Source organism: Flavobacterium sp. (genome assembly GCF_043756175.1).
GTDB lineage: Bacteria > Bacteroidota > Bacteroidia > Flavobacteriales > Flavobacteriaceae > Flavobacterium.
In genome coordinates this window covers 15,730-28,303 of record NZ_JAYURN010000065.1, presented here as the reverse complement: position 1 = coordinate 28,303, position 12,574 = coordinate 15,730, and the positions used below count along the sequence as shown (strand labels likewise).

11 protein-coding genes are annotated in these 12,574 nt (G+C 33.6%); all 11 read right to left on the bottom strand.

Features of this window, described 5'->3' with window-relative positions; translation table 11 throughout:
- Positions 1-6 precede the first annotated feature (6 nt).
- The 11 genes from ACH2BP_RS04345 to ACH2BP_RS04295 all read right to left on the bottom strand — a co-directional run bounded on the left by ACH2BP_RS04345 (position 7) and on the right by ACH2BP_RS04295 (position 12,574).
- On the bottom strand, positions 7-1,344 hold the full coding sequence (locus ACH2BP_RS04345; protein WP_395057380.1) for an FAD-dependent oxidoreductase: 1,338 nt from the start codon (positions 1,342-1,344) through the stop codon (positions 7-9).
- Between the two features lie 112 nt (positions 1,345-1,456).
- Positions 1,457-3,841 carry a penicillin acylase family protein gene (locus ACH2BP_RS04340; protein WP_395057378.1) on the bottom strand — a complete coding sequence of 795 codons (2,385 nt, stop codon included), beginning with the start codon at positions 3,839-3,841 and terminating at the stop codon, positions 1,457-1,459.
- Between the two features lie 103 nt (positions 3,842-3,944).
- Positions 3,945-4,346, bottom strand: coding sequence for a glycine zipper family protein (locus ACH2BP_RS04335; protein ID WP_395057376.1), 402 nt, complete (start codon positions 4,344-4,346; stop codon positions 3,945-3,947).
- A gap of 64 nt (positions 4,347-4,410) precedes the next feature.
- Positions 4,411-5,493 carry an agmatinase family protein gene (locus ACH2BP_RS04330; RefSeq protein ID WP_395057374.1) on the bottom strand — a complete coding sequence of 361 codons (1,083 nt, stop codon included), beginning with the start codon at positions 5,491-5,493 and terminating at the stop codon, positions 4,411-4,413.
- Positions 5,494-5,534: 41 nt separating this feature from the next.
- Positions 5,535-6,812 carry a kynureninase gene (gene kynU, locus ACH2BP_RS04325; protein WP_395057372.1) on the bottom strand — a complete coding sequence of 426 codons (1,278 nt, stop codon included), beginning with the start codon at positions 6,810-6,812 and terminating at the stop codon, positions 5,535-5,537.
- Between the two features lie 291 nt (positions 6,813-7,103).
- Complete coding sequence (gene queA, locus ACH2BP_RS04320; protein ID WP_395057370.1) at positions 7,104-8,153, bottom strand: tRNA preQ1(34) S-adenosylmethionine ribosyltransferase-isomerase QueA; 1,050 nt, start codon at positions 8,151-8,153, stop codon at positions 7,104-7,106.
- Positions 8,154-8,325: 172 nt separating this feature from the next.
- Positions 8,326-9,579 carry a 3-phosphoshikimate 1-carboxyvinyltransferase gene (locus tag ACH2BP_RS04315; RefSeq protein ID WP_395057368.1) on the bottom strand — a complete coding sequence of 418 codons (1,254 nt, stop codon included), beginning with the start codon at positions 9,577-9,579 and terminating at the stop codon, positions 8,326-8,328.
- A gap of 58 nt (positions 9,580-9,637) precedes the next feature.
- The gene (locus ACH2BP_RS04310; protein ID WP_395057366.1) at positions 9,638-9,964 is read right to left on the bottom strand and encodes a nucleotide pyrophosphohydrolase; all 327 of its coding nucleotides are present in this window, start codon (positions 9,962-9,964) and stop codon (positions 9,638-9,640) included.
- Entirely contained in the window at positions 9,965-10,417 is a 453-nt protein-coding gene (dtd, locus tag ACH2BP_RS04305; protein ID WP_395057364.1) for a D-aminoacyl-tRNA deacylase, read from the bottom strand.
- 2 nt (positions 10,418-10,419) lie between these two features.
- Positions 10,420-11,403: a ribosome small subunit-dependent GTPase A gene (gene rsgA / locus ACH2BP_RS04300; protein WP_395057362.1), complete on the bottom strand. Its 984-nt coding sequence runs from the start codon at positions 11,401-11,403 to the stop codon at positions 10,420-10,422.
- An 88-nt stretch (positions 11,404-11,491) separates the two neighbouring features.
- Complete coding sequence (locus ACH2BP_RS04295) at positions 11,492-12,574, bottom strand: chorismate mutase (RefSeq protein ID WP_395057360.1); 1,083 nt, start codon at positions 12,572-12,574, stop codon at positions 11,492-11,494.

Sequence of the window (12,574 nt, the reverse complement as noted above, 5' to 3'; positions counted from 1 at the left end):
ATAATGCTATTTCAAAAGTTCAATGATTTTATTTTCAACTTCATCTGTTTGCCAATTTGTTTCAATATTATTCATTTTCAAAACTTCTTGCATAATTGTTTCTTGAAAATCACCAATAGCAAGGGCTTCCGAATACGGGCGAGTAGAAAAAGTTACTCTGTCGTATAAAGGAATCCATTTCTCTGAGTGTTTTGAGGCAAACCATTTTTCGATTTTCTTTTGAAGCAAGAATTTTTCGTCGGCAGTTTTTGTACTCATTTCCATAAAATTACGATAAGAAAGTTCCGCAATAGCATCGGCATTAGGTTTTCTGGATTTTTCATATTCCGAGAAAATTGTTTTCCAATCGTTTCCGTATTGCTGCATCTTTTCGTGCAAAATGGTAATATCTTCGAAACCTGCATTCATTCCTTGTCCATAAAATGGAACTATAGCATGTGCTGCATCACCAATTAAGGCTACTTTATCACTATAAGTCCAAGGAAAGCATTTCATAGTAACCAATGTACTGGTTGGATTTTTAAAGAAATCTTCGGCTAAATCTGGAATTACATCTATTGTATCTGGTAAGTTTTCTGCAAAAAAAGCTTCTACTTTTGGACGATCATTTAGGGATGCAAAAGAATTTTCACCTTCAAAAGGCATAAAAAGTGTGCAAGTAAAACTTCCGTCGAGATTAGGCAATGCGATGAGCATATATTTTCCTCGTGGCCAAATATGTAAAGAATGTTTGTCTAGTTTGTAACTACCATCGGCATTCGCTGGAATATGTAATTCTTTGTAACCTGTATTTAAGAAATTTTGCGAATAGTTAAACATGCTTTGGCGTTGCATACGATGACGGATTCTAGAAAAAGCACCATCGGCACCAAAAACCATATCATATTTTACGTCAGTCCATTCACCACGTTCGGTTTCTCCCATTTGTAGTGTGGCATCGGTAAGATTTACGTCCCAAATTTTTTGTTCGAAAAAGAATTCGGCACCAGCTTCTTCCGCCAAATCAATCATTTTACGATTTAAAACACCTCTAGAAATAGAATAAATACATTCTCCTTGCAAGCCGTAATGTTGAAAATTTAATTGATTACCAACGTGAATTGCTCGTTTTTCCATGGCAATGGCGATATGGCGTACTTTGTCACCAACACCAGCACCATCGAGCGCTTTCCAACCACGATTAGACATCGCCAAATTGATAGAACGTCCAGAAAACTGAATGGTTCTAATATCCGGACTTCGATCATAAACATGAACCGTGTGACCTTCTTTTTTAAGATATATTGCTAGTAATGAGCCAACTAAACCAGATCCTACAATTGCAATTTTTTGAGATTTCTGCATTAAATAATTACGAATTACGAATTAAAAATTACGACCCGAGCGATAGCGAACGGATGAAGCAATGAAAGCTGTAATATTAATCATAGTTTTAAGTCTGCAAAGATGCGGCTATTTATTTAGCTTTGAAAACCAATTTGGTAGAAGTTTTTATGATTTCTTCTTTATTAAGTTTCATTTTTCTGAATTTTCCTTGCAAATACATTTCGGCTTGATCGTTATAATGAGCGCTCATCGGATTCCCAGATTGCCCAGTCGGCAAGATACTCCAGCTATTTTCTACATCAGAAAAATCGATAATTCGTCGGGTTGATGGACCAGCTTTTACAATATGTTCTATTTCGTCCGAGTAATCGAACATCGTGTTATTTATAACTTCATTTGTTCCCGAAATTTCAAATTTTCCAACATTAAAAAATGGTTTAAATAAAGCCACACTTCCTAGTGGATGTTTGTATTCTACTTTGTGAACTTTGTTCCAAGTCCAAGAATTCACATCGGCTCCTAGTTGGGTATTTAAACTCGAAATGGCTTGTTTGAATGACAAATTTAATATCTCGCTTCGGGTTTCTTTTTTGTTATTTGTATCAATATTGTCCCACCAAGGCGAATTTATATTTTTGGTTTGAAAAGCTATACTTTGTTTCATAATATGGGTTTTCAGAAATTGTTTGAATGAAATTTCGCCCATTTCGTCTTGATATGTGTTTTTTAAATAAAAATAAATCAATTTGGTGTAAATAGTTGGCGCAACATCGGTCAAATTGTTTGTTCCTTTCCAGTTTTTTAATAGATTAATTGCTATTTTTTCTTGGTTTGAAAGATTTTCATTATCGATTATTGGTAACATTCCATTTACAATTTCTACCGAAACTGGCGACGTATTATCGGTAAGCATTTTGCTTACATCGTCTTTACTCCAATCACTTTTATTATCTAATAAATTTGTTATTCTTCTGGCTCTATCTTCTGGCAAATAATAACCCGGATAATTGTAACCATCAATCGCTTCGGGCATATTGTTTGAAGAATATACATAATTCCAACTTGGATTTATAGCCGATGGATTTTTGGAATAATCTAAAAACTGTTTTTTATCATCGATGCCATTGGTGCCATTCAAAATAAGATTTGCATTGACACCTTTTTCTAATTTGTATAATTTTCCAGAAGTAAACCAAGCAATATTATTTTTAGCATCGCCATACATAATATTAAGTCCTGGTGCCACAATGTAGGAAACGCCTTTTTGAAATTCAGCTATGTTTTTTGCTCTACTTAAGCTATAAACTGCATCGAGGATTTGGTTGGGTTGTTGCGTGTAAATCCAAGAGAAAGAAACAGGTTTTTGGGTTTTAAAATCGGCAATTAAGTCATTTATTATTGGTCCGTGTTGTGTTTCTTTTATTTTTAAAATTACTGATGTAGAATCTTTAACTTTAATGGTTTTGGTTCTGATTTTATAATTTTCGAAACCATTAGCCGATTTGTATTGATTTTCGTTTTTTGGATTGTTTTCTTCTTGAAACAAATCGGCATCATCGTTTTCGAACATGGTTAATCCGTAAGCATAATCACGATTATGACCTAACAACGGGAATGGAGTTCCCGCAAGATAATAACCATACATTTCATATTCTGGGGAAGTAACATGTGCTTCATACCACGTTCCTGGCTGCGAATATTCGATGTGCGGATCGTTACAAAAAAGCACTTTCCCTGTTTTACTTTTCTTTGGCGAAAGCACCCAACTATTACTTCCAATAAATGGTGGTACTGGAGAATTTTCTAATAATGCAGTTATCGATTTTGAAATTTCGGCATATTGTTGTGTTTGTTCTTTAGAAATTTTTAGTCTTGTTGGGTTTAATGAATAATCGATTCCTAAATCTTTTAAATATTCATCACCATATTGATTTTTAATATCTGTCAATAACGGATCTGTTTTTTGAGCCATAGCAAAACTAAAAGCCATGTATCCAAAAGTATTGTATACATCCTTTAAGGTAAATTTTTCTTTTTTAATCCCCAAAATAGTGAACTCGATTGGTGTTTTTCCGTTTTCCAAATATTGATTTACGCCATCTAAATAAGCCATTGCCATTTTGTATGGTTTCCCGTTTTTGTCTAACTCTGCTATTGCTTTTTCAGAGTTTTCTTCGATTCCTAAACCAATAAAAAACTTATCGTTTTTAAGCGCTCTGGTTCCAAATATTTCAGATAATTTTCCAGGTGCAATACGACGAATAAGTTCCATTTGCCATAACCTGTCTTGTGCATGAACATAACCTAATACTATCATCGCATCTTTTTGATTTGCGGCATAAATATGAGGCACACCATAATCATCAAAATACACAGTTGTTTCTTTTGATATGTTTTTTATAGAAATTTCACCTTCGTAGTTAGGTTTTGTATATAATAAACAACCTGTAATCATTATCCCTACAATGATTAAAAGAGAAGCTACAACTAAAAATAATTTTTTAAGTTTTTTCATTTTAGATAAATCAATATCCAAATCTAATTAATTATTTACAGTTTTAAATAAAAAAGAGGTGTTTAAATAAATTCAAACACCTCTTTCCCTTAAAAATAATTTATTATTTCACCTTACTATCATCAATTATGGCTCCAGTTCCTGCTCCTACTCCTGCCCCTGCTAATCCGCCTATAATTGCACCTGTTCCTTTTTTCTTACTAATAATAGCTCCAGTAACAGCGCCAACACCAGCTCCAATTACAGCTCCTTTTGCTGCACCACTCCATTTTTTCTTCTTCGTTGTTTTGGCATCAGATACAGCTGTGTGATTTACTACAACCACTTCTTTTTGTTTTTCAATTTGAGCCATTTCCACCTTCATCGAATCGATAATTCTTTGCTTTTCTATTACAACTTTCATCGAATCAATACTCTCTTGCTTCTCTTTTTGAATATCTAGTTTAACTTGATTTTGACAAGAAAAAAAAACCACAGATACAACCATTAAACTTATCATTTTCATAACTAAAATATTTAAATTAATATGTTACAAAGAAACGTCAAAAACCCATTAGGATTATAATAATTTAATTTTTATTAAACATTATTTTATTCCCCACTTCCATTCCGTTATTTTTTGCTAACATTCCGCACATATGATACAACATCCTTGCACCTACGTTTCCGTCCCAGTCATCATTTTCTCCCGGCGCTACTTCAACTAAATCGAAACCAATTATTTCTTTACCTGAATTGGCTAATTTACTTAACAGATAGGTCGCTTGTTCGAAAGAAAAACCTCCCGGAACTGGTGTACCTGTGTTTGGACAATACCAAGAATACATTCCATCGATATCAAAAGAAACAGTTACTTTTTGTGGTAAGGCAGCAATGATATCGTCGCATTGTTGTTTCCACGTTTTACCTTCAAAAGTTTCGGACTTCATATCCATATCGGTATGCACAACGACTTTATTTGATTGCGCAACTTGAACTTCTTGTTCACAAAAATCACGAATTCCTACTTGCACAATTTTTGAAATTTGGGGAATTTGCAAAGCATTATACATGATTGATGCGTGCGAATAAGTAAACCCTTCGTAGGCAATACGCAAATCCATATGGGCATCAAGATGCAAAATCCCGTATTCGTCGTGAATAGTTGCCAATGCTTGATAATATCCTAATGGAGTAGAATGATCGCCTCCTAATAAGACAACTTTTTTACCTTTTTTCATCCAATGCAGAACGCGCTCTTTTACTTCGGCATGTAATTCAGCACAAACTTTATTTATTTTATCTAAATCAGCTTTTAATACTGGGAAATTTTCTATTATTTCACCGTTTTCTAAAGCTTCGATAATAGGTTGCGCAAAGCTTTTGTATTTATCTGAATTTTTTTTCCAATGTGTTGGTGCTTCGTCATAATACATGCCTAGTTTCCATAATTCAGGAAATTCTTGGTGTTGCAAATCGACTTGAAAAGAAGCTTCTAAAATGGCCTCTGGGCCTTCCGATGCTCCCGCACCATAACTTACGGTTACTTCCCAAGGCACAGGAATAATAATTATTTCACTTTCTTCGGCTGTAAATGGCAATCCAAAAATGGTAGCGTCTGCTAATCCTGGCTGTGATGGGTCGAAAGATTCTATTTTTTGTTGTTTGTTCATTTTTTAGATATTCTAAGGTTCTAAAACTATAAAAAGCTCAATTAATTTTCTAAAATTCCTTTTTTCAATATTTGACCAAAATTATACATGTCTTCAAAAGAGCAATACAAAGGAACTGGTGCTAAGCGAATTACATTAGGTTCGCGCCAATCAGTTATTACTCCATTTTTCATTAAATAATCAAATAAAGGTCTACCTTCTCCATGTAAAAAAACAGAAAGTTGGCAAGCTCTTTCTTCTTGATTACTTGGTGTTAAAATTTCGAAATGACCTTTTACTTCTTTGTCAATTTCATGAAGAATAAACTCGAGATAAGCCGTGATTTGATTTCTTTTTGTGATTAATTTATCCATTCCAACTTCATCAAACATTTCGACTGATGCTAAATAGGGAGCTAATGATAAAATAGGCAAATTGCTTATTTGCCAACCATCGGCGCCATGAACTGGGTCAAAATTTGGTTCCATTTTAAAACGCCTCTCTTTGTTGTGTCCCCACCATCCAGCAAATCTTGACAAGTCTGAATCATTGTGGTGCTTTTCATGTACAAAACAACCTGAAGCATTTCCTGGTCCTGAATTCATGTATTTATAAGAACACCAAGCGGCAAAATCGACATTCCAATCGTGTAATTCTAATTTGATATTTCCTGCGGCGTGAGCTAAATCGAAACCAACTTTAGCGCCTTGTTTATGTCCTGCATCGGTAATGGTTTTCATATCAAAAACTTGTCCTGTATAGTAATTTACGCCTCCAAACAAAACCAACGCCAACTCATCTCCTACTTCTTCTATTTTTGCGAGAATATCCTCTAATCGGATATTGTGTTCACCTTCTCTTCTTTTTATTTCGACAATCGCATCTTCAGGTTTATAACCATGAAAATTAACTTGACTCTGGAACATATATTGATCTGATGGAAAAGCTTTTTCTTCGCAGATAATCTTATAGCGTGTTTTTGTAGGACGATAAAAGGAAACCATTAGTAAATGAAGATTTACCGTAAGTGTGTTCATCACAGTTACTTCACTTGGTTTTGCTCCTACAATTTTACTTAACGGATTAGCAAAACGCTCGTGGTAATCCCACCATGGTTTATCAGCATAAAAATGACCTTCTACAGCAAGATTTGCCCAATCGTTCATCACTTCATCAACATAAGTCTTGGCTGATTTGGGTTGCAATCCTAATGAATTTCCCGTAAAATAAATTACATTTTTGTTTTCATGTTGTGGAAAAATAAATTCGTTTCTATATTTTTTTAGTTCGTCTTGCGAGTCAAGCTGTTGTGCAAATTGTAATGTATTTTGAAAAGTCATGATTTGGTTTTTGATTTTGTAAAAATAAGGAAAATTATTTCACGAAGATGCACAAAGTAAACACATAGATTTAAGAAATTTTTTTGAACCCGATAAGGTATTTAAGTTAGAATATTCTAAATCGAAAATATTGAATTTTTAAATACTGCCCGCGTGAGGGATTGAAGTGGAAATCCTTTTTGAGGCACGAAAAAAAGATTATAACAAAAAGCCCGACCCTTTTCGGGTCACGCCATAAAAAAACCTTTCATTACTGAAAGGTTTTATATTTAAGTCTGAAATAAATTATGTTTAGATAATTAACATCGCATCACCATAAGAATAGAATTTATACTTTTCTTTGATAGCTTGCGCATAAGCTTCTTTCATTAAATCGTGTCCGCAAAATGCTGATATCATCATCATTAGCGTCGATTTTGGCGTATGAAAATTGGTAATCATACAAGTTGCCAAACTAAAATCATGTGGTGGAAAAATAAATTTATTTGTCCAACCATCATAAGGATTTAGCGTTCTTGCTGAAGAAACTGAACTTTCGATTGCTCTCATTGAAGTTGTTCCCACTGCACAAATTCTGCTTTTTCTTACTTTGGCAGCATTTACAATATCGCAAGCTTCTTGTGTGATTTTTAACTCTTCAGAATCCATTTTGTGTTTAGATAAATCTTCTACTTCTACTGGATTGAAAGTTCCTAAACCTACGTGAAGTGTTACTTCAGCAAACTGAACTCCTTTTATTTCCAAACGCTTCATTAAGTGTTTAGAGAAGTGTAATCCTGCTGTTGGAGCCGCTACTGCTCCTTCTTCTTTTGCATAAATAGTTTGGTAACGATCCGCATCTTCTGGTGTTACTTCTCTATTTATGTATTTTGGAATTGGCGTTTCACCTAGTTCTGTTAGTTTTGCTCTAAACTCTTCGTATGAACCATCGTAAAGAAAACGTAATGTTCTCCCGCGTGAGGTTGTATTATCTATTACTTCAGCTACTAACGAGTCATCATCTCCAAAATATAATTTATTCCCAATACGAATTTTTCTTGCAGGATCTACTAAAACATCCCAAAGTCGTTGTTCTGCATTTAGTTCTCTTAATAAAAAAACTTCGATTCTTGCGCCTGTTTTTTCTTTGTTTCCGTATAAACGTGCTGGAAAAACTTTAGTGTTATTTAAAACCAAAACATCTCCTTCGTCGAAATAATCTAAAACGTCTTTGAACATTTTGTGTTCGATAGTTCCTTTTTGTCTATCAACAACCATTAAACGTGATTCATCACGATTTTCGGCTGGATATTCGGCTAATAATTCGGCTGGCAAATTGAATTGGAAATGAGATAACTTCATAGTAAAAGTTTAAATGTTTATGAGTTTAGAAAGTTTAGTTTGTGTACTTTCTTAATTCGTGTGCAAATATACGATTGTGAGATAGGCGTTGTCAAGTGTTTTGGTGTTTATTTTTAACGAACGCGGATATTACGGGTGTTCCAACGCAGTTTTACAGGGATTTTTGAAAAAATTATATCTTATCAATTTGAAAACCTATGCTTTGCAAATCATTCCAAAAATTAGGATATGATTTTGAAACTACCTTAGCATCTTCAATAATGATCGAAGTTTTTAAGGCTAATGGCGCAAATGCCATTGCCATACGATGGTCTTGATAGGTTTTAATTTTTATATTAGAATTAATTTTAGAAGAATTTTCTAAAGTTAAACTATCATTGGTAACAGAAATTGTTGCCCCTAATTTTGTTAATTCAATTTGTAAAGCTTCTAACCTGTCAGTTTCTTTTATTTTTAAAGTATGTAAACCTGTAAGATGACAACTTAGTCCTAGTCCGAAGCAGGTCACGGCAATGGTTTGGGCAATATCTGGAGAATTATTCAATTGATAATTGACAGTTGATAATTGCTCCGCCTGTTCACTATCGTTCGAGTGACAATCACTGACTTTTTGAATTGTAATTAAATTATTTTCAAAAATTGTTTGAACTCCAAAATCTCTGTAAATTGTTGCCAATACGGAATCTCCTTGTAAACTATTTTGTTTGTAGCTTGACAATGTGATTTGTGTTCCTATTTCTGACAATGCAATTATTGAATAAAAATAAGACGCTGAAGACCAATCACTTTCAATTAATAATTGATAATTGACAATTGATAATTTTGGTTTTACTGTGACAACATTTTCCAAGAAAGAAGTTTCGACTCCGACTTCGTTGAGTAAAGCCAAAGTCATTTTTATATACGGAATAGATGTTATTTCACCTATTAATGTCAATTCCAATCCATTTTCTAGTTTTGGCGCAATGAGTAATAATGCCGAAATGTATTGGCTACTTACATTGGCCGGAAGTGATACTTTATTTTGAGTAATTCTTTTTCCTATTATTTTTATAGGTGGAAAACCTTCGTTTTCTTCGTATGAAATTTCTGCTCCAAGTTGTTTCAAAGCTTCGACTAGAATTTTTATTGGTCGCTCTTTCATACGAGAGGAACCAGTAAGAATAACTTCTTTACCTTCTCGAATTGAAAAATAAGCCGTTAGAAATCGCATGGCGGTTCCTGCATGATGAATGTCGATTACAGTTTCATTTGAAATTAAAGCTTTAATCATGACTTCAGAATCGTCTGAATTTGATGTGTTTTCTAATGAAATATTTGAATACAAAGCCTGTAACAATAACAATCTATTGGTTTCCGATTTGGAACCAGAAATTTTGATTGACGATTGCAAATTGCAAATTGATTGATTGAGTTTTAGATTCATGTTTTTTTATTTCACAGAGATGCACGAAGAAGACACGAAGATGCACAAAGTTTTTAGACTATTTTAACTTGTCATTGTCTTTATGACGATTTTTGTCACGAATTGATTTTAAATCTAGTTTTTTATCAAATGCTTCTTGCAAATCGATTCCTGTTTGATTGGCTAAACACAATACCACAAAAACCACATCGGCTAATTCTTCGCCTAAATCTTTGTTTTTATCTGATTCTTTTTCGGATTGTTCGCCATAACGACGCGCAATAATTCTGGCCACTTCTCCTACTTCTTCGGTAAGTTGTGCCATATTTGTGAGTTCGTTAAAATACCGAACACCGTGGTTTTTTATCCAATTATCTACTTCGAGTTGGGAGGTTTTTAGGTTCATTTATTCCTTATTTTTACTATCAATAATTATTGTTACTGGTCCGTCATTGATTAAAGAAACCTTCATATCTTCCCCAAAAATACCAGTTTGCACTTTTTTACCTAATTCAATTTCTAATTGTGAAACGAAACTTTCGTACAATGGAATGGCGGTTTCTGGTTTGGAGGCTTTAATATAACTTGGTCGGTTTCCTTTTTTGGTCGAAGCATGAAGTGTAAATTGAGAAACCACAATAATTTCTCCCTTTATATCTTTTACCGAAAGGTTCATCACCTCATTTTCATCAGCAAAAATGCGAAGATTAATTATTTTTGATGTTAGCCAACTAATGTCTTCTTGATTGTCTGAATCTTCAATACCAACTAAAACTAACAACCCTTTTTGAATTTCGGCGACAATTTTAGAATCGATTGTAACTGATGCTTGAGAAACTCTTTGGATTACTGCTTTCACAATTAATTTTTATTTCTCGTTTCATCACTCGCAATTCGGTCATCATTATAAATATCCGTGCGATACGTTTCGTCGTCACCTTCTAGTATTTTTAAGTAACTATTGTATCGTGAATAGGAAATTTCGTCTTTCTCTAAAGCATCTTTTACAGCACATTTTGGTTCGTCTTTATGTAAGCAATTATTAAACTTACATTGGTCTTTGAGTTTGAAAAATTCCGGAAAATAACCTGAAATTTCTTCCTTTTCCATATCTACAATTCCGAAACCTTTTATTCCTGGTGTGTCTATAATTTGTGCTCCAAAAGACAAATCGTACATTTCTGCAAAAGTCGTTGTGTGTTGTCCTTGCTTACTTTGCTCAGAAATAGTTTTTGTTTTTAAATGTAAACTAGGCTCCATTGCATTGACTAAAGTTGACTTTCCAACGCCTGAATGTCCCGAAAACATGGTTACTTTGCCTTTCATAATGTCTTTTAGTTCTTCGATTCCTTTTCCTTCGGTCGATGAAACTCTCAAACATTTATAACCAATTTGCTGATAAATATATTGCATAAACAATTGCTCGTCGAGCATCGCTTCGTCGTAAGTATCTATTTTATTAAAAACCAAAATTGTTTCTATTCCGTAAGCTTCAGCTGTAACAAGAAAACGGTCGATAAAATTGGTTGTTGTAGGTGGATTATTTATCGTAATTAACAAAAAAACATAATCTAAATTGGAGGCAATTATATGCATTTGATGCGATAAATTGACCGATTTACGAACTATGTAATTTTTCCTTTCATGAATATTATTTATCGTTCCAGTTATAACATCGGAATTTTCATCTAAATCATAATCGACAACATCACCCACCGCAATTGGATTGGTACTTTTTATGCCTTTCATTCGGAATTTTCCTTTTATACGACATTCCATAAAATCTCCTTGCAAAGATTTTACGGTGTACCAACTTCCTGTAGATTTATAAACGATTCCTGTCATTTAATTTATTATGAATTTTGAATTATAAATTTTGAATGACAAAATTACAATTAATTCTAATTTAGAATTTATAATTCAACATTTAAAATTATTTATTTATAATCTTCTCTTGGTGTGTAATACTTTCTTGGTGAATGGCTTTAAACATTTTTAATATAAATTCTTCACTTAATCCTTTTTCTTCACCATCTAGAATCATTTTTCCTAAAATTTCGTTCCATCGTTTGTTTTGTAAAACTGCAACATTATTTGCTTTTTTAAGCGCTCCAATTTGTTCAGAAACTTTCATTCTGTTACCTAAAACTTCTAAAATTTTGCTATCATAAACATCGATATTAGCTCGTAATTTTATCATTTCGGTGTTATAGCCATCTTCTTCAACGGTAATTTTTTTAACTTTCAAATCCTCAAAAATTTGCTTCAAAACAGTTGGCGTTACTTGTTGTGCAGCATCGCTCCATGCATTATCTGGATCGGTATGGGTTTCAATTATTAATCCATCATAATTTAAATCGAGTGCTTGTTGTGACACTTCCTGAATCATATCTCGTCTTCCTGTTATGTGAGACGGATCGATTATTAATGGTAAATCTGGAAAACGACTTTGTAGTTCGATTGCAATTTGCCATTCGGGAATGTTTCTATATTTTGTTTTTTCGTAAGTAGAAAATCCTCTATGGATAACTCCTAATTTTTTGATTCCTGCGTTATACAAACGTTCTACACCACCAATCCATAAAGCTAAGTCTGGATTTACAGGGTTTTTTACCAATACAATTTTGTCAGTATTTTGTAAAGCATCGGCGATTTCTTGAACTGCAAAAGGGTTTACAGTTGTTCGAGCTCCAATCCACAAAACATCAATCCCATATTCTAATGCTAATTTTACATGAGTGGCATTGGCTACTTCGGTCGCCATAAGCAAACCTGTTTCGGTTTTGGCTTTTTGCAACCATTTGAGTCCAATTTCCCCAACTCCTTCAAATCCGCCTGGACGTGTTCTTGGCTTCCAGATTCCAGCACGAAAAATACTTACATCGGAATTTTTTAATTCGTGTGCAATTTTCAAGACTTGTTCTTCTGTTTCTGCGCTACATGGTCCCGCTATTACTAACGGATGTGATAATTTGAAATCGTCTAACCAAGTGCGTAATGAGATACTATTTTCCAT